This window comes from Streptomyces sp. P9-A2, from assembly GCF_036634175.1.
GTDB lineage: Bacteria > Actinomycetota > Actinomycetes > Streptomycetales > Streptomycetaceae > Streptomyces > Streptomyces pratens.
On the sequence record NZ_JAZIFX010000001.1, the window covers coordinates 5,661,721 to 5,688,435 of the forward strand.

21 protein-coding genes are annotated in these 26,715 nt (G+C 71.0%); 14 read left to right on the forward strand and 7 right to left on the reverse strand.

Annotation, left to right across the window (positions count from 1 at the left end; translation table 11 throughout):
* Positions 1 to 5 precede the first annotated feature (5 nt).
* The 5 genes from V4Y04_RS25885 to V4Y04_RS25905 all read left to right on the forward strand — a co-directional run bounded on the left by V4Y04_RS25885 (position 6) and on the right by V4Y04_RS25905 (position 4,354).
* Positions 6 to 725: a lantibiotic dehydratase gene (locus V4Y04_RS25885; protein ID WP_332430722.1), complete on the forward strand. Its 720-nt coding sequence runs from the start codon at positions 6 to 8 to the stop codon at positions 723 to 725.
* Positions 722 to 1,336 carry a thiopeptide-type bacteriocin biosynthesis protein gene (locus V4Y04_RS25890; protein WP_332430723.1) on the forward strand — a complete coding sequence of 205 codons (615 nt, stop codon included), beginning with the start codon at positions 722 to 724 and terminating at the stop codon, positions 1,334 to 1,336. The genes V4Y04_RS25885 and V4Y04_RS25890 overlap by 4 nt, the downstream gene beginning before the upstream one ends.
* A gap of 199 nt (positions 1,337 to 1,535) precedes the next feature.
* A complete protein-coding gene (locus V4Y04_RS25895; RefSeq protein WP_332430724.1) occupies positions 1,536 to 2,009 on the forward strand; it encodes a hypothetical protein in 474 nt (157 codons plus the stop codon).
* 186 nt (positions 2,010 to 2,195) lie between these two features.
* Complete coding sequence (locus V4Y04_RS25900; RefSeq protein WP_332430725.1) at positions 2,196 to 2,534, forward strand: DUF3817 domain-containing protein; 339 nt, start codon at positions 2,196 to 2,198, stop codon at positions 2,532 to 2,534.
* 119 nt (positions 2,535 to 2,653) lie between these two features.
* On the forward strand, positions 2,654 to 4,354 hold the full coding sequence (locus V4Y04_RS25905; RefSeq protein ID WP_332430726.1) for an acyl-CoA mutase large subunit family protein: 1,701 nt from the start codon (positions 2,654 to 2,656) through the stop codon (positions 4,352 to 4,354).
* An 89-nt stretch (positions 4,355 to 4,443) separates the two neighbouring features.
* Here the strand turns inward: V4Y04_RS25905 and V4Y04_RS25910 are convergent, their stop codons facing one another.
* Positions 4,444 to 5,079, reverse strand: coding sequence for a TetR/AcrR family transcriptional regulator (locus tag V4Y04_RS25910; RefSeq protein ID WP_332430727.1), 636 nt, complete (start codon positions 5,077 to 5,079; stop codon positions 4,444 to 4,446).
* A gap of 259 nt (positions 5,080 to 5,338) precedes the next feature.
* On the opposite strand from V4Y04_RS25910, the gene V4Y04_RS25915 reads away from it, so the two are divergent.
* The 4 genes from V4Y04_RS25915 to V4Y04_RS25930 all read left to right on the forward strand — a co-directional run bounded on the left by V4Y04_RS25915 (position 5,339) and on the right by V4Y04_RS25930 (position 9,804).
* On the forward strand, positions 5,339 to 6,325 hold the full coding sequence (locus V4Y04_RS25915) for a tetratricopeptide repeat protein (RefSeq protein WP_332430728.1): 987 nt from the start codon (positions 5,339 to 5,341) through the stop codon (positions 6,323 to 6,325).
* 646 nt (positions 6,326 to 6,971) lie between these two features.
* Complete coding sequence (locus V4Y04_RS25920) at positions 6,972 to 7,619, forward strand: DUF6230 family protein (RefSeq protein WP_332430729.1); 648 nt, start codon at positions 6,972 to 6,974, stop codon at positions 7,617 to 7,619.
* Positions 7,620 to 7,811: 192 nt separating this feature from the next.
* Positions 7,812 to 8,408, forward strand: coding sequence for a DUF6114 domain-containing protein (locus V4Y04_RS25925; RefSeq protein WP_332430730.1), 597 nt, complete (start codon positions 7,812 to 7,814; stop codon positions 8,406 to 8,408).
* Entirely contained in the window at positions 8,398 to 9,804 is a 1,407-nt protein-coding gene (locus V4Y04_RS25930) for a hypothetical protein (protein WP_443080086.1), read from the forward strand. Before V4Y04_RS25925 ends, V4Y04_RS25930 begins: the two co-directional genes overlap by 11 nt.
* Positions 9,805 to 9,971: 167 nt before the next feature.
* On the opposite strand, the gene pyk is transcribed toward V4Y04_RS25930, so the two are convergent.
* The 3 genes from pyk to pta form a co-directional block, all read right to left on the reverse strand.
* Complete coding sequence (gene pyk, locus V4Y04_RS25935; RefSeq protein ID WP_332430732.1) at positions 9,972 to 11,399, reverse strand: pyruvate kinase; 1,428 nt, start codon at positions 11,397 to 11,399, stop codon at positions 9,972 to 9,974.
* 73 nt (positions 11,400 to 11,472) lie between these two features.
* Complete coding sequence (locus tag V4Y04_RS25940) at positions 11,473 to 12,735, reverse strand: acetate kinase (protein ID WP_332430733.1); 1,263 nt, start codon at positions 12,733 to 12,735, stop codon at positions 11,473 to 11,475.
* Entirely contained in the window at positions 12,732 to 14,837 is a 2,106-nt protein-coding gene (gene pta, locus V4Y04_RS25945; RefSeq protein ID WP_332430735.1) for a phosphate acetyltransferase, read from the reverse strand. Before pta ends, V4Y04_RS25940 begins: the two co-directional genes overlap by 4 nt.
* 819 nt (positions 14,838 to 15,656) lie before the next feature.
* Between pta and V4Y04_RS25950 the strand changes: the two genes are divergently transcribed.
* The gene (locus V4Y04_RS25950; RefSeq protein ID WP_332430736.1) at positions 15,657 to 16,682 is read left to right on the forward strand and encodes an ATP-dependent 6-phosphofructokinase; all 1,026 of its coding nucleotides are present in this window, start codon (positions 15,657 to 15,659) and stop codon (positions 16,680 to 16,682) included.
* Positions 16,683 to 16,819: 137 nt separating this feature from the next.
* Here the strand turns inward: V4Y04_RS25950 and V4Y04_RS25955 are convergent, their stop codons facing one another.
* Both V4Y04_RS25955 and V4Y04_RS25960 read right to left on the reverse strand, forming a co-directional pair.
* Positions 16,820 to 17,506, reverse strand: a complete 687-nt coding sequence (locus V4Y04_RS25955; RefSeq protein WP_332430737.1) for a response regulator — start codon at positions 17,504 to 17,506, stop codon at positions 16,820 to 16,822.
* A complete protein-coding gene (locus V4Y04_RS25960; protein WP_332433001.1) occupies positions 17,503 to 19,167 on the reverse strand; it encodes a sensor histidine kinase in 1,665 nt (554 codons plus the stop codon). The genes V4Y04_RS25955 and V4Y04_RS25960 overlap by 4 nt, the downstream gene beginning before the upstream one ends.
* A 150-nt stretch (positions 19,168 to 19,317) precedes the next feature.
* Between V4Y04_RS25960 and V4Y04_RS25965 the strand changes: the two genes are divergently transcribed.
* The 4 genes from V4Y04_RS25965 (at position 19,318) to V4Y04_RS25980 (ending at position 24,128) form a co-directional block, all read left to right on the forward strand.
* Entirely contained in the window at positions 19,318 to 20,703 is a 1,386-nt protein-coding gene (locus tag V4Y04_RS25965) for a cation:dicarboxylate symporter family transporter (RefSeq protein WP_332430738.1), read from the forward strand.
* A 175-nt stretch (positions 20,704 to 20,878) separates the two neighbouring features.
* Positions 20,879 to 21,298 carry a MerR family transcriptional regulator gene (locus V4Y04_RS25970; protein WP_332430739.1) on the forward strand — a complete coding sequence of 140 codons (420 nt, stop codon included), beginning with the start codon at positions 20,879 to 20,881 and terminating at the stop codon, positions 21,296 to 21,298.
* Between the two features lie 60 nt (positions 21,299 to 21,358).
* Positions 21,359 to 21,667 (forward strand): thioredoxin family protein, encoded by a 309-nt coding sequence (locus tag V4Y04_RS25975; RefSeq protein WP_443080087.1) that lies wholly within the window; start codon positions 21,359 to 21,361, stop codon positions 21,665 to 21,667.
* Between the two features lie 139 nt (positions 21,668 to 21,806).
* Positions 21,807 to 24,128, forward strand: a complete 2,322-nt coding sequence (locus V4Y04_RS25980; protein ID WP_332433002.1) for a HelD family protein — start codon at positions 21,807 to 21,809, stop codon at positions 24,126 to 24,128.
* A 40-nt stretch (positions 24,129 to 24,168) separates the two neighbouring features.
* On the opposite strand, the gene glgB is transcribed toward V4Y04_RS25980, so the two are convergent.
* Positions 24,169 to 26,670, reverse strand: coding sequence for a 1,4-alpha-glucan branching enzyme (glgB, locus tag V4Y04_RS25985; protein WP_332430741.1), 2,502 nt, complete (start codon positions 26,668 to 26,670; stop codon positions 24,169 to 24,171).
* Positions 26,671 to 26,715 lie beyond the last annotated feature (45 nt).

Consider the following 26,715-nt stretch of genomic DNA (forward strand, 5'->3'; position numbering starts at 1 on the left):
GCTTCATGGCCTCCCGAGCAGTCGCCGACTACCAGTGGCAAGGCGCCGCGATGCTGCGCGCCACCACCAGCCCTGGATCGGCAGACGTACCCCGCACTCTCGACCTGGACGACGTGGCCGGCACCCGTGCCTGGCTGAACCGCGTCTGGCAGTGCGAAGACTTCCGCAGCGTGCTGGAGCCGGCCACCCCCGCGCTCTCCCACGCCATCGAGACCGTCGTCCGCGGCCGGCAGACCGAGCCCCGGCGTGTTCGCCGCACCGCACTGTCGACGGTCTGCTATCTCCTGCGGTGGCAGCACAGGCCGACTCCGCTCGGCCTGTTCGCCGGCACCGCCCCCGTGTCCGTCGGGCCGCGGGCCGGCGTGCGATGGCGCGGCAAGCACCACGCGACGATCCGGCCGGACGCCGAATGGGTCACCGACATGGTCCTGCGCCTCCAGCGCAGCCCAGCGTTACTGATGCGGTTACCGCTCCTCGCCAACAACGCCGCATATCCGCGCGGTGACCGGCTTGTGGCGCCGGGCCCGCCCTCCGACGGCCATGCCCTCTTCCTGGCGCCGGTCGAGGTATCGGTCCGCAACACCCGGCCGGTGGCCGCCGCGATGGACGCGGCCCGAGAACCCATCTCTTACGGCGACCTCCACGCTCGCCTGCGCGACAACTTCCCGCAGGCCACCACGGAGAGAATCTGTTCATCACCGACAGCCGCGAGGCGCAGCAGTTGAGGTACCGCCGAGACCTGGCCGTGGGGCCTCGGGAGCTGTCCGTCCTCCTCTGCACGATCACGATGCGCGCCGCCGGACTTGAGTGGTACGAGCAGGCGGATGTCTGGCACCGCGTGATCACGGACGAACATCGATCGGCCCTCGGCGATGTCCCGGAAGACCGACTGAACGCCCGCGCCCAGGAAGTCCTGCCCCTGCTCCGCGCCGACACCGACATCCTGCTGCGTGTCGGCGGATCGCTGGAGTCCGTCGCCAAGTGGGCCGCCGCCTTCCGGAGCGCGGGTGAGGAACTCGGCTGCGCGGTCGGAGCGGGCACGCTCGACCGGGGACTGAGGCAGGTGTTCGGCTACCACGTGATCTTTCACTGGAACCGACTAGGGCTGTCCATGCGGGGACAGAGCGTTCTGGCATGGGCCGCGAGGGCGGCGATTCTGCACAGAAGCACGGATGATAAATCGCCTGTAACGCCCGGCGCGGTGATTCCATTCATAGAGCGAAAGAAGCCGTTGAAGGTTGGCCACGATCTGCGAGACGACGGCCCGACCAGTACTCGGGGCGGTGAAGTCACACATGCGGCTGATCCGGAGCATCACCGGCACGGTGACCGGTGACCGGTGACAGCGGCCGGAACCGACTCGCAGTAGTCGGCAGCGAGGCCGCGAGCCTTGCAGGGGGGGCCGACGTACAAGTCCGGGCGCATCGTGGAACGGGCCCGTGCCGTGCGCCGTACCCTCACGACCGGCGCGCCACCCAAGGTGGTGCGCGAATTCGACCAGCGTCTGCACGGCGTCTATCTCCAGGAGGACAGGCATGCGGGTGGGAATCACCGGGCACCGCGGACTCGGCGCGGACGTGGAGCGGCGTGTGCGGGAGATGCTCGACGAGGCGGTGAGCGCCTACGACGCCGCCGATCTGGTCGGCGTTTCGTGCCTCGCGGACGGTCCCGACACCTGGTTCGCCGAAGCAGTGGTGAAGCACGGGGGCCGTCTTGAGGCGGTCATTCCGGCGGTCGGCTACCGAGATGCTCTCCCGGAGCAGCACCACGCCACCTATGACGCCCTGCTGGGGCAGGCGTCCGACATCCACGAGACCGGCATGGACGAGTCGACGTCCGAGGCGCACATGGCGGGCTCGGAGGTCCTCGTGGGTCTGTCCGGCGAACTCCTCGCGGTGTGGGACGGCAAGCCCGCCCGGGGCTTCGGTGGTACCGCGGACGTGGTCTCGTACGCGGAGCGGAGCGGCACCCCGGTACGGGTCCTGTGGCCGGAGGGCGCCACTCGCTGATCACCACCGCAATGCGCTGGCTTGCACTTCCCGAGGGGCGAGCCGCCAAGCCGCCGACGATCTCGGAAGCAGCGCCAGGGAAGGGTGCCGACATTCGCCGCCCTCGGCCCGTTGCCTTGGGCAGCGGGACTTCGAGGCGAGTGACCCGGGGCAAGTTTTCCTGGAACGGCCCGTTACGCTCGTGCCATGAAGAAGAGCGTGCTGACCCGCTACCGGGTCATGGCCTACGTCACTGGTGTCCTGCTGGTTCTGCTGACCTTCGGAATGGTCGGCAAGTACCTGCTCGACATGGGTGGCGCGGCCGACTTCACGCAGGTCGTCAGCATCGCCCACGGCTGGCTGTACGTCCTGTACCTGATTTTCGCCTTCGACCTCGGCTCCAAGCTGAAGTGGCCGGTCAAGAAGCAGATCTGGGTGCTGCTGGCCGGGACCGTCCCGACGGCCGCGTTCTTCGTCGAGCGCAGGATCTCCCGCGAGCTGGAGTCGGCGGTCACCGCCGACGCGCCCGCGACCGCCGAGGCGTAACCACCGGGTGTCACCGCGGGCCCACGGTCCCGCGTCATCGCCGGGCCCTCCCGCCGTACGGAGCAGCGTGCGGCGGCCAGCCATCGACATTTACTAGGACGTCCTAGTAAATTCGAAGTATGGACGCTGACGCCATCGAGGAGGGCCGCCGTCGCTGGCAGGCCCGGTACGACGCCGCGCGCAAGCGCGACGCAGACTTCACCACGCTCTCCGGCGACCCCGTGGAGCCGGTCTACGGGCCCCGGCCCGGTGACGTCTACGAGGGGTTCGAGCGGATCGGCTGGCCGGGGGAGTACCCCTTCACCCGCGGTCTGTATCCGACCGGCTACCGGGGGCGTACCTGGACGATCCGGCAGTTCGCCGGGTTCGGGAACGCCGAGCAGACCAACGAGCGCTACAAGATGATCCTGGGCAACGGCGGCGGCGGACTGTCCGTCGCCTTCGACATGCCCACGCTCATGGGACACGACTCCGACGACCCCCGCTCCCTGGGCGAGGTCGGGCACTGCGGGGTGGCCATCGACTCGGCCGCCGACATGGAGGTCCTGTTCAAGGACATCCCGCTCGGGGACGTGACGACCTCGATGACGATCAGCGGGCCGGCCGTGCCCGTCTTCTGCATGTACCTCGTCGCCGCCGAGCGCCAGGGTGTCGACCCCGCCGTGCTCAACGGCACGCTGCAGACGGACATCTTCAAGGAGTACATCGCCCAGAAGGAGTGGCTCTTCACGCCCGAGCCGCATCTGCGCCTCATCGGCGACCTGATGGAGCACTGCGCGGCCGGCATCCCCGCCTACAAGCCGCTCTCAGTATCCGGCTACCACATCCGCGAGGCCGGATCGACGGCCGCCCAGGAGCTGGCGTACACGCTCGCGGACGGCTTCGGGTACGTGGAACTGGGGCTCAGCCGCGGACTCGACGTGGACGTGTTCGCCCCCGGCCTGTCCTTCTTCTTCGACGCGCACCTCGACTTCTTCGAGGAGATCGCCAAGTTCCGTGCCGCGCGCCGCATCTGGGCCCGCTGGATGCGGGACGTGTACGGCGCGCAGAGCGAGAAGGCGCAGTGGCTGCGGTTCCACACCCAGACCGCGGGCGTCTCGCTGACCGCCCAGCAGCCGTACAACAACGTCGTGCGCACCGCCGTCGAGGCGCTCGCCGCCGTCCTCGGCGGGACCAACTCCCTGCACACCAACGCCCTGGACGAGACGCTCGCGCTGCCCAGCGAGCAGGCCGCCGAGATCGCCCTGCGCACCCAGCAGGTGCTCATGGAGGAGACCGGCGTCGCCAACGTGGCCGACCCGCTCGGCGGTTCCTGGTTCGTCGAACAGCTGACGGACCGGATCGAGGCGGACGCGGAGAAGATCTTCGAGCAGATCAAGGAGCGGGGCCTGCGCGCCCACCCCGACGGGCGGCACCCGATCGGCCCCATCACCTCCGGGATCCTGCGCGGCATCGAGGACGGCTGGTTCACCGGCGAGATCGCCGAGGCGGCGTTCCGCTACCAGCGGTCCCTGGAGAAGGGCGACAAGAACGTCGTCGGCGTCAACGTCCACACCGGCTCGGTCACCGGCGACCTGGAGATCCTGCGGGTCAGCCACGAGGTGGAACGCGAGCAGGTACGCACCCTCGGCGAGCGCAAGGCCGCCCGCGACGACACGGCGGTCCGCACGGCCCTGAGCGCCATGCTCGACGCGGCCCGCTCCGGCGCCAACATGATCGGGCCGATGCTGGACGCCGTACGCGCCGAGGCCACCCTGGGCGAGATCTGCGACGCGCTGCGGGACGAGTGGGGGGTGTACACGGAGCCCCCGGGCTTTTGACCGGACGGACGACCGGACGGGCGGACGACTGGACGGGCGGACGACCGGACAGCGCACGGACCCGGCCCGGCAGCGGGGCATATCTTCCGCTACGGGTCGGTGCCGGCCGTGGCGAGACCCGAGAGCAGGACCCGGGTGAAGCCGTGCAGCCACTCCTCGTCCACCGGCTGCCCGCTGACCAGGGTGCGGTGGACCACCGCGCCGGCCACCATGTCGAAGATCAGGCCCACGGCGCGGGCCGCCTCGCCCGGGTCCGGCTCGGGGGGCAGCTCGCCCCGGTCCTGGGCACGGGCGCGGCCGGTGAGGACCAGGCGCTTCTGGCGTTCGACGATCGAGACGCGGATGCGTTCGCGCAGCGCCTCGTCGAGGGTGGACTCCGCGATCACCGCCATCAGCCCGCTTCTGGCCTCCGGGCGGGACAGCAACGCCGCGAACTGGAGCACCACGCCCTCGATGTCCGCCGCGAGGCTGCCGCGGTCGGGCAGCTCGAGTTCGTCGAAGAGCTCGGCGACCGCGTCCACGACCAGTTCGTTCTTGCCCGCCCAGCGCCGGTAGAGGGTCGTCTTGGCGACCCCCGCGCGGCTCGCGACATCCCCCAGGGTGAGCTTGGACCACCCGAGCTCGACCAGCGCCTCCCGGGTCGCGGCCAGGATCGCGGTGTCGGCGGCGGCACTGCGCGGACGTCCGAGGCGTCCGGGACGGCCGGTGGTCGTGCGGCTCTGCATCGCACGACCATAACCGCGGTTTCTGTGTGCCCGTGAGGGAGATCACCGGGGCGGGGGGCTGCTCGGTACGCCGCACTCCGTATTACGCTACGGCTCGTAGCGAAAGCGTGGGGTCACTCGGAGACCGACGCGCTCGAGCGACGACCACCGGCGTGGGGTGGGGACCCGGCGCCCGGCAGTACGGCGATCAACGACGCCCGGACATCCGGGTTTTCGGGTGCTTTTCACAGACGCGTGGGGTACGGGGGAGGATAGACGCATGCAGCCACGGAACATGTCCATGAGCGGAGTCGTCGACCTCGCCGCGGTGAAGGCGGCCCAAGAGGCCAAGACGAAGGCGGAGCAGACCCGCGCGGAAGCGGCCCGGCAGGGTGGCGGGGGTGCCGTCTCCCCGGCCGACCTCGTCATCGACGTCGACGAGGCCGGCTTCGAGAGCGATGTCCTGCAGCGGTCCGCCGAGGTCCCGGTCGTCATCGACTTCTGGGCCGAGTGGTGCGAGCCCTGCAAGCAGCTGAGCCCCGTCCTGGAGCGGCTCGCCGTCGAGTACAACGGGCGCTTCCTCCTCGCCAAGGTCGACGTCGACGCCAACCAGATGCTGATGCAGCAGTTCGGGATCCAGGGGATCCCGGCGGTGTTCGCGGTGGTGGCCGGACAGGCGCTGCCGCTCTTCCAGGGGGCCGCGGGCGAGGCGCAGATCCGCCAGACCCTGGACCAGCTGGTGCAGGTCGCCGAGGAGCGTTTCGGTCTGACCGGACTCGCCGTCGACCCCGACGCCGTGCCCGGGGGCGGGGACGGCGGTGCCGCCTCGGAGGCCGAGGAGCCCGTCGGCCCGTACGACGCCCTGCTGGAGGCCGCGGTGCGGGCGCTGGACGCCGGTGACCTGGGCGGCGCGATCCAGGCCTACAGGAACGTGCTCACCGACGACCCGGGCAACCCGGAGGCCCAGCTGGGTCTCGCCCAGGCCGAACTGCTCCAGCGGGTGCAGGGCCTGGACCCGCAGCAGGTGCGTGCGGACGCCGCCGGCAACCCCAAGGACATCGGGGCGCAGATCACCGCCGCCGATCTGGACCTGGTGGGCGGCCATGTCGAGGACGCCTTCGGCCGGCTCATCGAGACGGTGGGGCGTACGGCGGGCGACGACCGCGATGCCGTACGGGTACGGCTGCTGGAGCTGTTCGAGGTGGTCGGCGCCGAGGACCCGCGGGTCGTCACGGCGCGCAGGTCACTGGCACGCGCTCTGTTCTGAGCGGGGCGGGCACCTGGTCTCAGGCCCCCGGAAGGTGGTTTCCGGACGACTGGTGCCCCGGTGAAGGAATGGCCGACGGAGGCCGGTGCGGCCGCGTTTTGCCAAAACTTGGCGATCGCGGCCGCTGTTACTGCAAGTAAGTCACCCACGTTGATCTGTCGGATTCTGTCCATCGATCAACCGCTTTGCAGGCCCCCTCCGGGGCACCCAGGGTCGTCGTCCGATACCGGTGGGTCGCCCCTCGGCCATCCGTTCATTACTGGCAAGTAATGAACCCCCTTGTGCGGGCGACGAGAATGCACCACGATCGGCGACGCTCGGTCCATTGCCCGTACTCCGACATCCGGTCGGGACGCGGGCGCTCCTGGGTCCCCACCGAGCAGAACCGGCGGCAGTGGAGCCGGTTCTTGGGCAGGGGGGTCTTCGCCCGCCCGGCGAAGCCTGTCCGGCAGGTTGTGCGTGATGTGTGTCAGGCGCGACCAGTGGTTGTCGCTCGGGGGCGATCGCCGGTGATCCGGACGCTTCGCGCGCTGCCGGGTGCGGTGCTCTCCTTCCCGAGGACGTGGTGCTTCTCCCATCCCTGCCCGGCCGTCCGCCGACTGGCGACGCGTCAGAGCGGGAGATGTAGGTCCGAGAAGGAGGAAATATGGAGTCCCAGGTGCGTGGCGGGACCAGATGGAAGCGGTTCGCCGTGGTCATGGTGCCCAGCGTGGTCGCCACGGCCGCGGTGGGTATCGGCCTGGCGCAGGGCGCCCTCGCGGCGTCGTTCAGCGTGTCGGGCCAGGATTTCAAAGTGAAGGCCCAGCATCTCGAGGGATGGGGTTTCGCCCAGTACGGCGGTATCGACACCGGTTACTCGTCGACCGCGGGCGACGAGAAGGAGAAGACCCAGCACCCGGTGGCGATCTCCTCGTTCGACCGTGCCGAGATCACCAAGATGTGTCAGTCCGTCAAGACGAAGATTCCCGGCATAGGGACGATCTACCTTCGTCTGGACGCGGGTCCGAACGAGAAGAACAAGGTCGAGGCCAAGAACCTCTACATCGACGTCGCCCAGCTCGACGCCGATGCGACCTTCACCAACATCGACATCGGTGTCGCGGTCAAGGACAAGACCCGGGGACCCGCGCTGAAGCAGGGCGACAGCGTACTGCCGGGCGGCTTCGCCCAGCAGGCGGAGAAGGCAGACCTCTACAACGTCGAGCAGACGGCGTGGGCGACCACCGCCGGGACGTTCAAGCTCAGCGGCCTGAAGATGCGTCTGGGCACGGACCCCAAGATGGAGTGCTACTGACGGTCTCCGCTCCGGAGCCGTCCTCGGCCGGCTGAGCGGCCGAGTGGGGGGCGGGGAAGCGGTTGCTTCTCCGCCCCGCACACCCAGCCCGGTGCTTCGTACCCGGGCGTTCGCACAGACTCAGACTTTCCGGCTTCTCCATCCCCAGGCCGAGCCGGTAGGTAATTTCACCGGACCAGGGAGCTGTATTCCATGAGTGCCGAGACTCCGGTCCAGAGCGCCGGGACTTTCACCCGGCTGCGTCTGCGATTCCGTGACTGGCGGGGCCACCGGCCGTTCTGGGCGGGCTTTTTCACCCTGCTCGGCGGGGTGCCCATCGCCTACTTCCCCTACGCCACGCTGAAGCTGGGCCACATGTCGATCGCCATGGCGACGACCGCCGGCGCGGGCTCTCTGATCATCGGTGTCCTGTTGATCACGCTGGGTCTGACCATGTGGTTCCAGCATGCCACCCGGATCTTCGCCGGTGTGGCGGCGATCCTCCTGGCCCTGGTGTCCCTCGTGGTCTCCAACATAGGCGGCTTCGTCGTCGGCTACCTGCTCGCGATGGTCGGCGGTGCGTTGTCCCTCTCCTGGGTGCCGGACAAGCCGCAGAGCGAGGCGGGCGGGCGCTGGAAGCTCTTCGGCGGACCGTCCGGCAACGGTGCTCGCAAGGACGTCCCCCGGGGCGCGCCCGAGGGCACCGCGGGCGAGGCGGGGCAGCCGCACCCTCCGTACGGGGCCGGCGACCTCGGGGAGGCGGACGACGCCCGGATCGAGGACCATGACAGGGGGCACCGTGTCGGCTGACGAGATGCGGAACCGGAGCACTGCCGCGGCCCTGACCCCGGTGCGGAGAGGGCCACGCCACGCGGCCCCCCGGAAGCCGCTGCTCACCAGGTTCCACATGCCGGCCGGGAAGGCGGTCGCCCTCGCGGCGATGCCAAGCGCGGTCCTGATGGGCATGGGGTTCACGCCGACACTGGCCCAGGCCGACGAGCAGCCGAAGTCCAGGAGCCTGACCGCCGACGAGTACAAGGACTGCCTGGCGGCCCTGGAGGACGGTGCCTCCGAGGACGGCGCGTCCGCGTCGGCGAGTGACACGGCCTCCCCGGACGAGGAGGCGCCCGCCACGGAGCCCAGCCCTTCGGCCTCCGCCGGCGACGACACGGCCGAGGACTCCGGTACGGACGCGGACGCGGACACGGGCAAGGGCAAGGGCAAGGGCAAGGGCACGGACAAGGGCACGGACAAGAGCTCGTCCTCTTCGTCGGATTCAGGTTCCGACGACAAGGACGGCGGGAACGAGGCCGCGCCCGTCGGCCCCGAGGCCTCCGACGAGCAGACCGAGGAGCCCGGGCCGTCGCCCTCGGAGACCGAGCGCAACGCTCTGGAGGAGTTCGGCGACGCCGTCAAGGACTTCTTCACCCCGAAGGGCAAGAAGACCGACGAGGCGGCCGCGAGCCCCACCCCGTCGGCCTCCGCGTCCGCCGCGGGCAGCGCAGCCGAGGGCGAGGCGGACACGGCGGAGGAAACCGCCGAGAAGGGCGGAGGGAAGGGCGGAGGGAAGAGCACCGAAGCCGTCGAGGAGCCCGCCGACACCGCGGACGAGGCAGCCGGGGAAGCCGGGGAGGCGGAGGAACCCGCTGCGGAGGCCGACGAGGCCACCGCGAACCCGGAGGTCACCGCCTCGCCGAGCCCGAGCCCCTCCGAGAGCGCCACGACCGACGTCGACGACTGCCCGGTCGCCACCGACGCCGAGGGCGGGGTCGACAACAAGATCCTGCTGCCCGAGGACCCGTGGATCCTGAACGCCAGCTCGCTGCTGCTGACGGGCGCCGACTACCAGGGCGTCGTCGAGGTGCGGACCGCGAGCGGCAAGACCAAGAAGGTCCTGAAGTACGTCGTCTCCAAGGGCACCGACATCGGCGACCTGCACCAGACGGTCGAGGACAAGATGTCCGGCAAGACCCACCATGTGCGGGCGGCCAAGGGCTCGACGTCCACCATCCGCGACGGCGAGACCGTGATGTACACGGAGAGCATCTCCGGCAAGCTGCTCGGTCTGATCCAGGTCACCTTCGACCCGGAGAACCCGCCGCCGCTCAACATCCCCCTGATCTACTTCACGGATGTGACGGTCCAGCAGGCCGGCCAGTTCGGCGGAACGCTGCACATCCCGGGGTTGCGCCAGTACGCCGACTGAGCACCTGCCCGACCGAGCACCTGCCCGACCGAGTGCCTGGCCGCCCGGGCACTCGACCGAGCGCGCCCGCCCGAACGCCCGACGGGCCACGTCGGGAGCCACGCCGAAACACCGAGGGCACCCCCTTCCGCAGGGGGTGCCCTCAGTGCCGTACAGGTGCCGGCCGGTCAGCTGGTCGCGCCGCCCATGTGGTGGACGCGGACCATGTTGGTGGTGCCGGGGACGCCGGGCGGGGAGCCGGCGGTGATCACCACGATGTCGCCCTCGTCGAAGCGGTGCAGCCGGACCAGTTCCTGCTGGACCAGGTCGACCATCTCGTCGGTGCTGTTCACGAACGGCACGACGTGCGACTCCACGCCCCAGCTGAGCGTGAGCTGGTTGCGGGTGGACTCGTCCGTGGTGAACGCCAGGATCGGCTGGATGGCGCGGTAACGGGACAGCCGGCGGGCGGTGTCGCCGGACTGGGTGAAGGCCACCAGGCCCTTGCCGCCGAGGAAGTCGGCGATCTCGGCGGCGGCACGGGCCACCGAACCGCCCTGCGTGCGCGGCTTCTTGCCGGGCACCAGCGGCTGCAGGCCCTTGGACAGCAGCTCCTGCTCGGCCGCCTGGACGATCTTCGACATCGTCCGCACGGTCTCGGTCGGGTACGCGCCCACGCTCGACTCGGCCGACAGCATGACCGCGTCCGCGCCGTCCAGGATCGCGTTGGCCACGTCGGAGGCCTCGGCGCGGGTCGGACGGGAGTTGGTGATCATCGACTCCATCATCTGGGTCGCCACGATCACCGGCTTCGCGTTGCGCCGGCAGAGCTCGATCAGGCGCTTCTGCACCATCGGGACCTTCTCGAGCGGGTACTCGACGGCGAGGTCGCCGCGGGCGACCATCACACCGTCGAACGCCATCACGACGTCCTCCATGTTGTCCACCGCCTGCGGCTTCTCCACCTTGGCGATGACGGGCACCCGGCGGCCCTCCTCGTCCATCACGCGGTGGACGTCGGCGACGTCCTTGGCGTCCCGGACGAAGGACAGGGCGACCATGTCGCAGCCCATGCGCAGCGCGAACCGCAGGTCCTCGATGTCCTTCTCGGACAGCGCGGGCACGTTCACGGCCGTGCCGGGCAGGTTGATGCCCTTGTGGTCGGAGATGACGCCGCCCTCGATGACGATCGTCCTGACCCGGCAGCCCTCGACGTCCAGTACCTTCAGCTCGACGTTGCCGTCGTTGATCAGTACCTGGTCGCCGCGGGAGACGTCACCGGGCAGCCCCTTGTAGGTCGTCCCGCAGATCGTCCGGTCGCCGGGGACGTCCTCGGTGGTGATGGTGAACTCGTCACCGCGCACCAGCTCGACGGGACCCTCGGCGAAGGTCTCCAGACGGATCTTCGGGCCCTGGAGGTCGGCGAGGACCCCGATGGCCCTGCCCGTCTCCTTGGCGGCGGCACGGACCCTGTCGTACCTGCCCTGGTGCTCGGCCTGTGAGCCGTGGCTGAAGTTGAAGCGGGCCACGTTCATGCCGGCTTCGATCAGGGCGATGAGCTGCTCGTGGGAGTCGACCGCGGGGCCGAGAGTACAGACGATTTTGGAACGGCGCATGGGGCGATCCTATCGGTTTGTTTCGCTCCGGAATATTCCGTCCGGCGGAAGGCACACATGAGAAAGCGGCTGCTCAATTGGGCTTTCCGACCAGTGCGTAGGTCTGTGTGGCGATCTCCATTTCCTCATCCGTCGGGACCACGGCGACCGCGACCCGCGCACCCTCGGGCGAGACCAGCCGCGGGCCGGTGCCGCGCGCGCCGTTGCGCTCGGCGTCGACCCCCAGGCCCAGTCCTTCCAGGCCCGCCACGGCCGCCTCCCGCACCGCTGCGGCGTTCTCGCCGACCCCGGCGGTGAACGCCACCGCGTCCACCCGGCCGAGAACGGCGTAATAGGCGCCGATGTACTTCTTCAGACGGTGAATGTAGATGTCGAACGCGAGCTTCGCCTCTTCGTCGCCCGCGTCGACCCGGCGGCGGATCTCGCGCATGTCGTTGTCACCGCACAGGCCGACCAGACCGCTCTTCTTGTTGAGGAGAGTGTCGATCTCGTCGATGGACATTCCGCCGACGCGGGTCAAATGGAAGATGACGGCCGGGTCCACGTCTCCCGACCGGGTACCCATCACGAGCCCTTCCAAGGGCGTCAGCCCCATCGAGGTGTCCACGCACCTCCCGCCCCGCACCGCCGAGGCCGACGCCCCGTTGCCCAGGTGCAGCACGATGACGTTCACGTCCTCCGGCGCCTTTCCGAGCAGTCGGGCCGTCTCCCGTGACACGTACGCGTGCGAGGTGCCGTGGAAGCCGTAGCGGCGGATCCGGTGCTCGTCGGCGGTCCGCACGTCGATCGCGTAGCGGGCCGCGGACTCCGGCATCGTGGTGTGGAAGGAGGTGTCGAAGACGGCGACCTGCGGCAGGTCCGGGCGCAGCGCCGTCGCGGTGCGGATACCCGTCAGGTTGGCCGGGTTGTGCAGCGGGGCGACCGGGATGAGCCGCTCGATCTCGGTGAGGACCGCTTCGTCGATGACGGTCGGCTCGGTGAAGTGCTTTCCGCCGTGCACCACCCGGTGCCCGATCGCGGCCAGCTCGGGGGAGTCGAGCCCCAGCCCGTCGGCGGCCAGCTCCTCGGCCATCGCCTTCAGGGCGGCCTCGTGGTCCGCGACCGGTCCGGTGCGCTCCCTGGGGACCCCGCCCGACGCCGACGGCGTGTGCCGGACCAGCGAGGTCCGTTCGCCGATCCGCTCGACCAGGCCGGACGCGAGCCGGCTGCCGTCGGTCATGTCCAGCAGCTGGTACTTCACCGACGAGGAACCGGAGTTGAGGACGAGGACTCGGGAGGGAGGGGCCGGGCGCGGCTCGTCGGGCAGGGTGGTGGCGGGCGACGGGTGGGGGCTCACTGGGCGGCTGCCTTCTCGCTCGGGGCCGGGGCGGCCGGGGACTGGGCCTGGATGGCCGTGATGGCGACGGTGTTCACGATGTCCTGGACCAGGGCGCCCCGGGACAGGTCGTTGACCGGCTTGCGCAGGCCCTGGAGCACCGGGCCGACCGCGACCGCGCCGGCCGAGCGCTGCACGGCCTTGTAGGTGTTGTTGCCGGTGTTCAGGTCGGGGAAGATCAGCACGGTCGCCTGTCCGGCGACCTCGGAGTCCGGCAGCTTGGTCGCCGCGACCGACGGCTCCACGGCCGCGTCGTACTGGATCGGCCCTTCGACCCTGAGGTCGGGGCGGCGCGCGCGGACCAGCTCGGTCGCCTCGCGCACCTTGTCGACGTCGGCGCCGGAGCCGGACGTGCCCGTCGAGTACGACAGCATCGCGATCCGCGGCTCCACCCCGAACCGCGCGGCCGTGACCGCCGACTGCACGGCGATGTCGGCGAGCTGCTCGGCGTCCGGGTCGGGGTTGACCGCGCAGTCCCCGTAGACCAGGACCCGGTCCGCCAGGCACATGAAGAACACCGAGGAGACGATCGAGGCGTCCTCACGGGTCTTGATGATCTCGAAGGCCGGCCGGATGGTCGCGGCCGTGGAGTGCACCGAGCCGGACACCATCCCGTCGGCCAGTCCCTCCTGCACCATCAGCGTGCCGAAGTAGTTCACGTCCGAGACGACGTCGTAGGCCAGTTCGACGCTGACGCCCCGGTGCGCGCGCAGCGCGGCGTACTTCTCGGCGAAGGTGTCCCGCAGCTCGGACTCGGCCGGGTCGATCAGCTGGGTGTCGCCGAGGTCGATACCGAGGTCGGCGGCCTTCTTGCGGATGCGGTCGACCGGCCCGAGCAGGGTGAGGTCGCACACGCCCCGGCGCATCAGCACCTCGGCCGCGCGCAGCACCCGCTCCTCGTCACCCTCGGGCAGGACGACCCGCCTGAGGTCGGAACGGGCCTGTTCGAGCAGCTTGTGCTCGAACATCATCGGCGTCACCCGGTCGCTGCTGGGCGCGGAGACCCGCCGGGTGAGTTCGGCGGTGTCGGCGTACCGCTCGAAGAGGCCCAGCGCGGTCTCCGCCTTGCGCGGGGTGGCCGCGTTCAGCTTTCCCTCCAGGGAGAACAACTGCTCGGCGGTGGGAAAACTGTTGCCGGGCACCGACAGCACGGGGGTGCCGGGAGCGAGCCGGGCGGCAAGGGTGAGGATGCGCTCGCCCGGTACCTCGTCCAGGGTGAGCAGCACGCCGGCTATCGGCGGGGTACCGGCGCTGTGCGCGGCCAGGACGCCGATGACCAGGTCGGCGCGGTCGCCCGGGGTGACGACCAGGCAGCCGGGGGTCAGGGCGGCGAGGAGGTTGGGCAGCATGGCGCCGCCGAAGACGAAGTCCAGGGCGTCGCGGGCCAGTCCTGAGTCGTCGCCGAGCACCACCTTCGCGCCGAGGGTGTGGGCGATCTGAGCCACCGTGGGGGCGGCGAGCGCGGGTTCGTCGGGGACGACGTAGCACGGCACGGGCAGCCGGGAGGAGAGCCGCTCGGCGATCTCGTCGCGGTCCTCGCGGGCGACCCGGTTGACCACCATGGCCAGCACGTCGCACCCCCGGTTGTGGTAGGCGCTGTAGGCGTTGCGGGTCTCGTCGCGCACCGACTCGGAGGTCTGCCGGCGGCCGCCCACGACCGGGATGACCGAGGCGCCGAACTCGTTGGCCAGGCGGGCGTTGAGGGACAGCTCGTCCGGGAACTGGGTGTCGGCGTAGTCGGTGCCGAGGACGAGGACGACGTCGTACTCGCGGGCGACCAGGTGGAACCGGTCGACCAGCGTCGACACCAGTTCGTCGGGGCCGCGTTCGGCCTGGAGGGCGGACGCCTCCTGGTAGTCCATGCCGTAGACGGTCGCCGGGTCCTGGGTGAGCCGGTAGCGGGCGCGCAGCAGTTCGAAGAGGCGGTCCGGGCCGTCGTGCACCAGGGGACGGAAGACGCCCACCCGGTCGACCTGCCGGGTCAGGAGTTCCATCACTCCCAGTTCGACGACCTGGCGGCCGTCGCCACGGTCGATACCGGTGACGTACACACTGCGGGTCACGCGTGCTCCGTTTCGTCGGGGTCTCGCGGTGCTTTCGGCCCTGCGGACCGGTGCCCTCCCGGCGCCGGCCGGCATCCGCCCGCCGGGACGGGCGGATCCTCCTCGACAGTACCGCCGCCGCTGGTGGGGGCGCCCGGCCGAGGGGCCGGGGCACGGCCGGGACACCCGGCAGGAACGGGGCGGCCGGGACGGCCGGGACGTGCCCCGAGGGACCGGGAAGGGATCCGAACCCGGACCGGACCGAACCGGACCGGACCGGACCGAACCCGGACCCGGACCGGACCGAACCGGACCGGACCGGACCGAACCCGGACCGGACCGAACCCGGACCGGACCGAACCGGACCGGACCGAACCGGGCCGGACCGGACCGAACCCGGGCCGGACCGGACCGAACCGGGCCGGGCCGGACCGAACCCGGGCCGGACCGGACCGAACCGGGCCGAACCCGGGCCGGGGAGGGATGCGGACCTGAGCCGGGAAGGGATCCGAACCCAGGCCGAACCCGGGCCGGGGAGGGATGTGGACCTGAGCCGGGGAGGGGTCTGGGCCCGAGCAGGGGAGAGGGATGAGGACCTGAGCCGGGAAGGATGTGGAACCGGGCCGGGGGAGGGGTCTGGGCCTGAGCCGGGGGAGGGCTGTGGACCCGGGCCGGGAAGGACGTGGACCCGGGCCGGGGACGGAGGCCGGGGCGGTGGAAAGGTGGGGAGAGGCGGGGAGCCGGGACCCGGCGGAGGGAGGGGGCCGCAGTGCGTCGGGCGGCATGGAACAATCGGAGACGGTTCACCGGTATTCCCAGCGACCAGGAGACGACTGCACGATGCGTATCGGAGTTCTCACCGCAGGCGGCGACTGCCCCGGCCTGAACGCAGTGATCCGGTCGGTCGTGCACCGAGCGGTCGACAATTACGGCGACGAGGTCATCGGCTTCGAGGACGGCTACGCGGGCCTGCTCGACGGCCGCTACCGCCCCCTCGACCTCGACGCGGTCAGCGGCATCCTGGCCCGCGGCGGCACCATACTCGGCTCCTCCCGGCTGGAGCGCGACCGGCTCCGCGAGGCCTGCGAGAACGCCTCGGACATGATCCGCGACTTCGGTATCGACGCGCTCATCCCGATCGGCGGCGAGGGCACGCTCACCGCGGCGCACATGCTGTCGGAGGCCGGCCTGCCGGTGGTCGGCGTGCCGAAGACGATCGACAACGACATCTCCTCCACCGACCGCACCTTCGGCTTCGACACCGCCGTCGGCGTCGCCACCGAGGCGATGGACCGGCTGAAGACCACCGCCGAGTCCCATCAGCGGGTCATGGTCGTCGAGGTCATGGGCCGGCACGCGGGCTGGATCGCCCTGGAGTCCGGCATGGCCGCCGGCGCCCACGGCATCTGCCTTCCCGAACGGGCCTTCGACCCGGCCCGGTTGGTGAAGATGATCGAGGAACGTTTCGCCCGCGGCAAGAAGTTCGCGGTGATCTGCGTCGCCGAGGGCGCCCACCCCGCCGACGGCACCATGGACTACGGCAAGGGCGCGATCGACAAGTTCGGCCACGAACGCTTCCAGGGCATCGGCACGGCACTGGCCCACGAGCTGGAGCAGCGCCTCGGCAAGGAGGCCAGGCCGGTCATCCTCGGCCACATCCAGCGCGGCGGCACGCCGACCGCGTACGACAGGGTGCTCGCCACGCGCTTCGGGTGGCACGCGGTGGAGGCCGCGCACCAGGAGCGGTTCGGCCGGATGACCGCGCTGCGCGGGACCGACGTCGTGATGGTGCCGCTCGCGGAGGCCGTCACCGAACTGAAGACGGTCCCGAAGGGCCGCATGGACGAGGCCGAGTCGGTCTACTGACGGACGGCCCCGCCAGGTCTGCTCGACCCGGTCTTGCTCGACCCGGGGCCGGTCCGGCCCGGGCCTGTTCGACCCCGGGCCTGTTCGACCCCGGGCCTGTTCGACCCCGGGCCTGTTCGACCCGGGGTCGGTCGGTCCTACGGCCCCGTCACCCACCGGTACTGCAGCTCGGGCCGCCCCACGGCCCCGTACTGAGGGCGTCGGATCGCCCGGCCCGCGTCGACCAGGTGCTCCAGGTAGCGGCGGGCGGTGATGCGGGAGATGCCCACCGCCTCCGCCACCCCGCTGGCCGTCAGGCCCTCGTCGGCGTCGCGCAGGGCCAGGGTCACCCGTTCCAGGGTCGGTGCGCTCAGGCCCTTGGGCAGGGCGGCCGGTCCGGGGGCGCGCAGGGCGGCCAGCGCCCGGTCCACCTCGGCCTGGCCGCTGGCCTCGCCCACGGCCGCCCGGAACTCGGCGTACCGCACCAGACGGTCCCGCAGCGTCGCGAAGGTGAACGGTTTCAGCACGTACTGGACGACCCCCAGCGACACGCCTTCGCGCACCACCGTGAGGTCCCGTGCCGAGGTCACCGCGACGACGTCCGCGTGATGCCCCGAGGCCCGCAGTGAGCGGGCCAGCTGCAACCCGTGCACATCGGGCAGGTGCAGGTCGAGAAGGAGCAGGTCGACGGGGGTGCGCTCCAGCACCCGGCGGGCCTCGGCGCCCGTGGCGGCCTTGCCGATGGCGACGAACCCCGGCACCCGGCCGACGTACATCACATGGGCGGCGGCGGCGACGGGATCGTCCTCCACCACCAGGACACGGATGGGCGGGCGGTCGGTCATGCCGTGCCTCCCGTGCCCGAGCCCGCCATCGCATCGTTCGCGGTCGCACGGTTCCCGGTGGCGTCCCGCAGCGGAAGACGTACCTCGAAGCGGGCGCCGCCGCCCTCCTCCGACGTCACCGTCAGCGTGCCGCCGTGCCGGTCCACCGCCTGCCGTACCAGCGCCAGGCCCAGCCCGCGCCCGCCCGGCCCCGACGGCTTGGTCGTGAAGCCCCGCTGGAAGACCGCCTCGGCGTGGTCCGGGTCCACGCCCGGACCGGTGTCGGACACCCGCAGGATCAGCTCCGCGCCGGCGTCGGTGAGGGCGGTGACCGTCACCCGGGGGCCGATGCCGCCCAGCGCCGCGTCCACCGCGTTGTCGATCAGGTTGCCCAGGATGGTGACCAGGTCCCGGGTGGGCAGGGTGTCCGGCAGCAGGCCGTCGTCCAGCCGGCTGTCCGACGTGACCACCAGCTCCACGCCCCGCTCGTTGGCCTGGGCGGCCTTGCCCAGCAGCAGCGCCGCCAGCACCGGTTCGCCCACCGCCGCCACCACCTGGTCGGTGAGAGCCTGGGCCAGTTCCAGCTCGGCGGTCGCGAAGTCCACCGCCTCCTCGGTCCGGCCCAGCTCGATCAGCGAGACGACGGTGTGCAGCCGGTTCGCCGCCTCGTGCGCCTGAGAGCGCAGCGCCTGGGTGAAACCCCGCTCCGAGTCCAGCTCGCCCGTCAGCGACTGGAGCTCGGTCACATCGCGCAGGGTCACCACCGAACCGCGCCGCTCACCGCCCGACACCGGCGAGGTGTTCACCACCACCACCCGGTCCGCCGTCAGATGCACCTCGTCGACCCTCGGCCGAGAGGCGAGCAGGGCGCCCGTCAGCGGCGCCGGAAGGCCGAGTTCCGTGACCGACCTGCCCACCACGTCCTCCTTCGGAGCCACACCCAGCAGCTCCCTGCCACCGTCGTTGATCAACGCCACTCTGTACTGCCCGTCCAGCATCAGCAGTCCCTCGCGCACGGCGTGCAGCGCGGCCTGATGGTAGTCGTGCATATGGCTGAGTTCTCTCGCGTTCATCCCGTGGGTGTGCCGGCGCAGGCGGGCGTTGATGACGTACGTGCCGATCGCGCCGAGCCCGAGCGCACCGCCCGCGACCGCGAGCAGGGCCGTCAGCTGGGCCTCCGCGCGCTGGCTGATCTCGTCGACCCGGATCCCCGCGCTGACCAGGCCGACGATCCGGTCGCCGTCCCGGACCGGGGTGACCGCGCGGACGGACGGGCCGAGGGTGCCGGTGTAGGTCTCGGTGAACGTCCGGCCCTCGAGGGCGGGCGCGGTGTGACCGCGGAAGGGCAGGCCGAGCTGGTCCGGGTCGGGGTGGGTCCAGCGGATGCCCCGCGGATTCATGATGGTGACGAAGTCGACGTCGGTGTCGCGCACCACCGCCAGCGCGTACGGCTGGAGCGTCGCCGAGGGATCGGCGGTACGGATCGACTCACGCACCGAGGGGGAATCCGCCACCGAGAGGGCCACGGCCTGTGCCTGGCGGCTCGCCGCCTCCTCGGCCTGGCCGCGGTCGCCGACATAGGTGAACAGCGCGTATCCCACCACGAGCACCGCTATCAGCACCGCCTGCATGGCGAAGAGCTGGGCCGCGAGGCTGCGGGGTCTGGGGAGGGCGAAGCGCATCCCGACAGTGTGCATCTCCGACAGCGTGAACTAAATGAACGGAAGGGTGACCGCGCTCACAAGGCAGGACATAGTCACGGCTGTCCCCAACCCCCATCCCCCGGACGTGAGCCGCACGCCGGTGATGCCGACGTCGTCAAGGAGGCCGCCGTGACCAGCACAGCCGATACGGCACCTGCCGCTCCCAAAGTGAAGCGGGACCGCACGCACTATCTCTACATCGCGGTGATCATCGCGGTCGCCCTCGGTATCACCGTGGGCCTGGTGGCACCCGACTTCGCAGTCGAGCTGAAGCCGATCGGCACCGGGTTCGTGAGCCTGATCAAGATGATGATCTCGCCGATCATCTTCTGCACCATCGTGCTGGGCATCGGCTCCGTCCGGAAGGCCGCCAAGGTCGGCGCCGTCGGCGGTATCGCCATGGGCTACTTCCTGGTCATGTCGCTGATCGCGCTCGGCATCGGCCTGGTCGTCGGCAACATCCTGGACCCGGGCGCGGGCCTCGCGGTCACCGACGCGGTCAAGGAGACCGGCCAGGCCCAGGTCAACGCGGAGGCCAAGGACACCACCGAGTTCCTGCTCGGCATCATCCCGACCACGATCGTGTCCGCCTTCACCCAGGGTGAAGTCCTGCAGACCCTGCTGATCGCCCTGCTGTGCGGCTTCGCGCTGCAGGCCATGGGCAACGCCGGCCAGCCGGTCCTGCGCGGCATCGAGCACATCCAGCGGCTGGTCTTCCGGGTCCTCGCCATGATCATGTGGGCCGCCCCGGTCGGCGCGTTCGGCGCCATGGCCGCCGTCACCGGCTCCGCCGGCGTGGACGCGCTGAAGAGCCTCGCCGTGCTGATGCTCGGCTTCTACATCACCTGTGCGCTGTTCATCTTCCTGGTGCTCGGCGCGCTGCTGCGGATCGTCGCGGGCCTGAACGTCTGGAGCCTGTTCAAGTACCTGGGCCGTGAGTTCCTGCTGATCCTCTCCACGTCGTCGTCCGAGTCGGCGCTGCCGCGGCTCATCGCGAAGATGGAGCACATGGGCGTCAGCAAGCCGGTGGTCGGCATCACCGTCCCGACCGGTTACTCCTTCAACCTCGACGGCACCATGATCTACATGACCATGGCCTCGCTGTTCATCGCCGACGCCCTGGGGACGCCGATGGCGATCGGCGAGCAGATCACGCTGCTGCTCTTCCTGCTGGTCGCGTCCAAGGGCGCCGCCGGTGTCTCCGGTGCCGGCCTGGCGACGCTGGCCGGTGGTCTGCAGTCGCACAAGCCGGCCCTGGTGGACGGCATCGGCCTCATCGTCGGCATCGACCGCCTGATGAGCGAGGCCCGCGCCCTCACCAACTTCGCGGGCAACGCGGTCGCCACGGTGCTGATCGGCACCTGGACCAAGGAGATCGACCGGGAGCGGGTCGACCAGGTCCTCTCCGGCGCCCTGCCCTTCGACGAGACCACCCTGCTGGACGACCACGACGGCGGCCCCGCCGACCGTGCCGAGGTCCCCGCAGCGGGCGAGAAGGAACTCGCCAAGGCCTGACCGGCCGGCGTCCTCCTACCGCAACGGCGCTGACCCCCCTCCAGCGCCTTCCCCGCCGCCGAGCGGCCGGACTCCTTCCCCCGGGAGTCCGGCCGCTCGGCCCTTTTTGTTCGGGTTCGGATTCGTCTCGTCCCGCCTTGCCCTGACGCCGACGTCAAGGCGTACGTTCACCGGTATGCGAATCGGCGAGCTGGCCGCACGCGCCGGGACCACCACGCGGACACTGCGGTACTACGAGTCACGGGGACTGCTGCCCGCGCGGCGTACGGGCAACAACCACCGGACGTACGACGAGAACGACCTGAAGCTGCTGCGGCAGATCCGGACGCTCCAGGACTTCGGGTTCGAGCTGGAGGAGACCCGGCCGTTCGTGGAGTGCCTGCGGGCCGGGCACCCCGAGGGCGACTCGTGCCCTGCCTCGCTCGCGGTCTACCGGCGCAAGCTGGACGAACTCGACGCGCTCATCGGCGAGCTGCGGACCGTACGGGCGGTCGTCGGGGAGCAGCTGGAGAGGGCGCGCGACGAACTGGCGGCCGACGCTGCGGCTCCGGGAGGTCCGGAACCGGTGTGCGAACTCGGAGGGCGGCAAAGGTGAGCAGGGCGAAGGGCGTGACCGAGGATGGGGGCACCTCCCTGCTCGAACGAAGTTGAGAGCTTGGGGGACGACGCGGACTTCGCGACGGAGGTGATCGGGGCCGAACTGCCGGTGCTGGTGGAGTTCACCGCCGACTGGTGTCCGCCGTGCCGACAGATGGCGCCGGTGCTGAGCGCGCTCGCCGCCGAGCAGGGCGGGCGGCTGAAGGTCGTGCGGCTGAACGTGGACGCCAACCCGGCCACCACCAACGCGTACAAGGTGCTGTCGATGCCGACGTTCATGGTGTTCCGGGACGGGGAACCGCTGCGGTCGATGGTGGGCGCCAGGCCCAAGCGGCGGCTGCTGGAGGAACTGGGCGAAGTGATCTGAGCCGATACCGGCGCGGGCGGTCGGCGCCGTACGAAAGAAACCCCCGGGTAATTGTGCCCGGGGGTTTCTTTTGCGTATATTTATTGACTCGCGACTTCAATAGAGTCGAGTCGCGAGAGAAGTTCAGTGAGCACAGTATATCCGGGCGGGAGCCGAATTGTCAAACAGCGAATATCCGGACCGTGAATTCCGACAGGAACAGGAATTCATCGACGGACTGTACGCACGCGTGGACGCCCTGCGCGGAGACACCGAGGTGTCCCTCACGGACGCGCTCGGCCAGGGCAACACGCCCATGCAGGCCAGGCTGGAGCGGGACATCCTCGTCGCCGAGCGGTCCGGGCTGCTCGAGGCGCTGAACGCGGTGGACGGTTCGCTGTGCTTCGGCCGGATCGACCTCTCCTCGAACGCCACCCACCACATCGGCCGGATCGGCCTGCGCGCCGACGACACCGAGCGCACCCCCGTCCTCATCGACTGGCGCGCCGACGTCGCCCGCCCGTTCTACCTGGCCACCGGCCACACCCCGATGGGGCTGAGGCGCCGCCGGCACATCACCTCCGAGGGGCGCACGGTCACCGCGCTGCACGACGAGATCCTCGACCTCGGTGACGAGACCCGTACCGGCCACGAGGACCCGACCGGCGACGCCGTGCTGCTCGCCGCGCTCACCTCCGCGCGCACCGGCCGCATGGGTGACATCGTCCGCACCATCCAGGCCGACCAGGACCGCATCATCCGCGCCCCGCACCGCGGCGTACTGGTGGTCGAGGGCGGCCCCGGCACCGGCAAGACCGCCGTGGCCCTGCACCGCGCCGCCTACCTCCTCTACGAGTACCGCGAGCTGCTGGCCCGCCGCGCCGTCCTGATCGTCGGCCCCAACCCGGCGTTCCTCGGCTACATCGGCGAGGTGCTGCCCAGCCTCGGTGAGACCGGGGTGCTGCTCGCGACCGTCGGCGAGCTGTTCCCCGGCGTGAGGACCACCCGGGCGGACACCCCCGAGGCCGCCGCGGTGAAGGGCCGGGCCGCCATGGCGGACGTCCTCGCCGAGGCCGTCCGCGACCGGCAGGCGCTGCCCGACCCGGTGATCACCATCGAGCACGACCGCGAGATCCTCATGCTGGACGACGGCCTGGTCCGGGTCGCCCGCGAACGCACCCGCGCCGCCGAGCTGCCGCACAACACGTCCCGCGAGTACTTCGAGGGCCACATCCTCAACGCGCTCACCGACATGGTCGCCGAACGCATCGGCACCGACCCGTACGACGGCAGCAACCTGCTCGACCCCAGCGACATCACCCAGATCCGCGACGAGCTCGCCGAGAACCCCGAAGTATGGTCGGCCGTAGACCAGCTGTGGCCCCGGATCACCCCGCAGCGGCTGGTCGCCGACTTCCTCGCCGCCCCCGAGGAGTTCCTGCCGGCCGAGGACGCCGCCGCCGTGCGCCGTCCGGTGACCCGGCACTGGACCGTCGCCGACGTGCCACTGCTCGACGAGGCCGCCGAACTCCTCGGCGAGGACGACCGGTTGCTGCGCGAGCGGGCCGACCGGGAGCGGCGGACGCAGATCGCCTACGCCCAGGGCGTCCTGGACGTGTCGTACGCGTCGCGGACCTTCGAGTTCGAGGACAAGGAGGAGGGCGACCCCGAATCCTCCGAGGTCCTGTCCGCGCACGACATCATCGACGCGGAACGCTTCGCGGAGCGGCACGAGGAGGACGACCACCGCAGCGCCGCCGAACGGGCCGCCGCCGACCGCACCTGGGCGTTCGGCCACATCATCGTCGACGAGGCACAGGAACTGTCGCCGATGGCCTGGAGGCTGCTGATGCGGCGCAGCCCGACCCGCTCGATGACCCTGGTCGGCGACCCGGCGCAGACCTCGGAGGCGGGCGGGGTCGGCTCCTGGGAGGACATCCTCGCCCCGTACGTCGAGGACCGCTGGGAGCACACCCGGCTCGGCGTCAACTACCGGACCCCGGCCGAGATCATGGACGTCGCGGCGGCCGTGGTCCGTGCCGAACACCCCGGCTTCGAGCCGCCCGGCTCGGTCCGCTCCACCGGCCTGCGCCCCTGGGCCCGCGCCACCGACGACCTGCCCGGCGCCGTCGCCGAGGCCGTCGCCGAATTCACCGCCGGGTCCCCGGGGCCCCAGGACCCGCCCGGACCGGACGGCACCGCGCCGGGCCGGCTCGCCGTCATCGCCCCGCGCGACCTGCACCGCGCCCTGGCCGCCCGGCTGGACGGGGTCACGGCGGGCACCGAACCGGACCTGACGCAGGGGGTCGTACTGCTCGACCCGCGGCAGGCCAAAGGCCTGGAGTTCGACTCCGTCCTGGTGGTCGAACCGGGGCGCTACGGCACCAGCGACCTGTACGTGGCGCTGACCCGCGCCACCCAGCGGCTCGGCGTCCTGCACACCGAACCGCTGCCGAAGCCGCTGGCCGACACCCTGACGTAGCGCCCGCCCGCCCTCCGCCCGGCCTGCTCTCGCCCGCCGGTCAGGCCGGGCGGAGCCAGACCGTCGCCAGGGGCGGCAGGGTCAGCCGGATGCTCGCCGGGAACCCGTGCCGCCCCTGCGACTCCGGCTTGACCGGGTCCGGATGGGTCACATCGCCGCCGCCGTAGCGGGCCGCGTCGGTGTTCAGCACCTCCTGCCAGGCGGGCACGTCGTCCGGGACACCGATCAGGTGGTCGTGCCGGACCACGGGGGCGAAGTGGGACACCGCGAGCAGTGGGGTGCCGTCCCGGTCGTACCGCAGGAACGCCAGTACGTTGTCCTCGGCCGCGTCCCCGGCCACCCACCGGAACCCGGCCGGATCGGTGTCCAGCCGCCACAGTGCCGGGGTCCGCCGGTACACGGTGTTGAGGTCGCGCACCAGGTCGCGCACCCCGCGGTGGTCGGCCTCCGCGCCATAGGCCGGGTCCAGCAGCCACCAGTCCGGTCCGTGCTGCTCGGACCACTCGGCGCCCTGCGCGAACTCCTGCCCCATGAACAGCAGTTGCTTGCCGGGGTGGGCCCACATGAAACCGAGGTAGGCCCGGGTGTTCGCCCGCCGCTGCCACCAGTCGCCGGGCATCTTCGACACCAGTGACCGCTTGCCGTGCACGACCTCGTCGTGGGAGATCGGCAGCACGTAGTTCTCGCTGTAGGCGTACACCATCGAGAACGTCATCTCGTGGTGGTGGTACGTGCGGTGGACCGGCTCGTGGCTCATGTACTGCAGCGAGTCGTGCATCCAGCCCATGTTCCACTTCAGCCCGAAGCCGAGCCCACCGAAACCGCTCGGGCCCTCGTGGTGGGTGGCCCGGGTGACGCCGTCCCAGGCCGTGGACTCCTCCGCGGCCGTCACCACACCGGGAACCCTGCGGTACACCGTCGCGTTCATCTCCTGCAGGAACGCCACCGCGTCCAGGTTCTCCCGGCCGCCGTGCTCGTTCGGCGTCCACTGACCCGGCTCGCGCGAGTAGTCGAGGTACAGCATCGAGGCGACGGCGTCCACGCGCAGCCCGTCGATGTGGAACTCCTCGCACCAGTAAACGGCGTTGGCCACCAGGAAGTTGCGCACCTCGCGCCGCCCGAAGTCGAACTCCAGGGTCCCCCAGTCGGGATGGGCGGCCCGCAGCGGATCGGCGTGCTCGTACAGCGGCCGGCCGTCGAACTCGGCCAGCGCCCACTCGTCCCGCGGGAAGTGGGCCGGCACCCAGTCCATCAGCACCCCGATCCCGGCCCGGTGCAGCGCGTCCACCAGGTACCGGAAGTCGTCCGGGGTGCCGAGGCGGGCCGTGGGCGCGTAGAAACCGGTGACCTGGTAGCCCCAGGACGGGCCGTAGGGGTGCTCCGCGACCGGCATCAGCTCGACGTGCGTGAAGCCGAGGTCCTTGACGTACGCGGGCAGCTGTTCCGCCAGTTGACGATACGTCAGCCCTGGTCGCCATGACGGCAGGTGTACCTCGTACACCGAGAACGGCGCCTCGTGCGCGGGCACTTCGGCGCGGCGCGCCAGCCACTCGGCGTCCCCCCACGCGTACCGCGAGGACGTGACGACGGACGAGGTGGCCGGCGGGACCTCCGTGCGCCGCGCCATCGGGTCGGCGCGCAGGGTCTTCGAACCGTCGGGCCGGGTGATGTCGAACTTGTACAGCTCGCCCTCCCCGACCCCCGGCACGAACAGCTCCCACACCCCGGACGAGCCCAGCGACCGCATGGGGTACCCGGCGCCGTCCCAGAAGTTGAAGCCGCCCGCCACCCGCACCCCACGCGCGTTCGGCGCCCACACCGCGAACCTGGTGCCGGTCACCCCCTGGTGGGTCATGGGGTGCGCGCCGAGCGCCGTCCACAGTTCCTCGTGCCGGCCCTCGCCGATCAGATGCAGATCGAACTCGCCGAGCGTGGGCAGCAGCCGGTACGCGTCCTCGACTTCCCGCACCGTCTCCTCGTACGCCACGAGCAGCCGGTACGCCGGGACCTCCCGCAGCGGCAGCAGCGCCGAGAAGAACCCGCCCCCGTCGTCGTGCAGCTCGACGGTGAGACCCCCGGAGACCACGGTGACGGCCAGGGCGTACGGCTTGAACGCCCGGAAGGCGACCCCGCCGGGCACCGGGTGCCCGCCCAGCACCGCGTGCGGGTCGTGGTGCGTACCGTCCAGCAGCCGCTGCCGGTCGGCGGGGCCGAGAGCGGGGGAGAGCGCGAGCTCGGCCTCCGGCGGGGCGAGCCGCCCGGCCGCCGGGCGCGCCCCGGAGGCCCGCACCCGGACGGCCTCGGTCTTCTTCGCCCTGCCCTGCTTCAGAGCCTTCTTCTTTGCCGTGCCCTTCTTCCCAGTGCCCTTCTGCACGGCGTCCTTCCGCACGGCACCTTTCTTCGTGGCGCCCTTCCCGGGTATCGCCTCGGCCGCCGTGGCCGCCGCGGGTTTCTTCTTTCGCGCGGCCGTCGGCGGCTCGGCGGGCCGCTGCTCGGCCGGCTGCTCCGGATGTGAACCGCTGGACTCGGGGCGGGGGGTCACGGACGGAGCCTCCTGAGGGAAGGTCGGGTGGTCGGGTCAGGTCAG

Coding starts and splice junctions, on each gene's coding strand:
- V4Y04_RS25900 (WP_332430725.1), top strand. CDS start 2,196: ATGAAGAAGAGCGTGCTGACCCGCTACCGGGTCATGGCCTACGTCACT.
- V4Y04_RS25950 (WP_332430736.1), top strand. CDS start 15,657: ATGCGTATCGGAGTTCTCACCGCAGGCGGCGACTGCCCCGGCCTGAAC.
- V4Y04_RS25915 (WP_332430728.1), top strand. CDS start 5,339: ATGCAGCCACGGAACATGTCCATGAGCGGAGTCGTCGACCTCGCCGCG.
- V4Y04_RS25955 (WP_332430737.1), bottom strand. CDS start 17,506: ATGACCGACCGCCCGCCCATCCGTGTCCTGGTGGTGGAGGACGATCCC.
- V4Y04_RS25960 (WP_332433001.1), bottom strand. CDS start 19,167: ATGCGCTTCGCCCTCCCCAGACCCCGCAGCCTCGCGGCCCAGCTCTTC.
- pyk (WP_332430732.1), bottom strand. CDS start 11,399: ATGCGCCGTTCCAAAATCGTCTGTACTCTCGGCCCCGCGGTCGACTCC.
- V4Y04_RS25910 (WP_332430727.1), bottom strand. CDS start 5,079: ATGCAGAGCCGCACGACCACCGGCCGTCCCGGACGCCTCGGACGTCCG.
- V4Y04_RS25885 (WP_332430722.1), top strand. CDS start 6: ATGGCCTCCCGAGCAGTCGCCGACTACCAGTGGCAAGGCGCCGCGATG.
- V4Y04_RS25920 (WP_332430729.1), top strand. CDS start 6,972: ATGGAGTCCCAGGTGCGTGGCGGGACCAGATGGAAGCGGTTCGCCGTG.
- V4Y04_RS25905 (WP_332430726.1), top strand. CDS start 2,654: ATGGACGCTGACGCCATCGAGGAGGGCCGCCGTCGCTGGCAGGCCCGG.
- V4Y04_RS25970 (WP_332430739.1), top strand. CDS start 20,879: ATGCGAATCGGCGAGCTGGCCGCACGCGCCGGGACCACCACGCGGACA.
- V4Y04_RS25895 (WP_332430724.1), top strand. CDS start 1,536: ATGCGGGTGGGAATCACCGGGCACCGCGGACTCGGCGCGGACGTGGAG.
- V4Y04_RS25925 (WP_332430730.1), top strand. CDS start 7,812: ATGAGTGCCGAGACTCCGGTCCAGAGCGCCGGGACTTTCACCCGGCTG.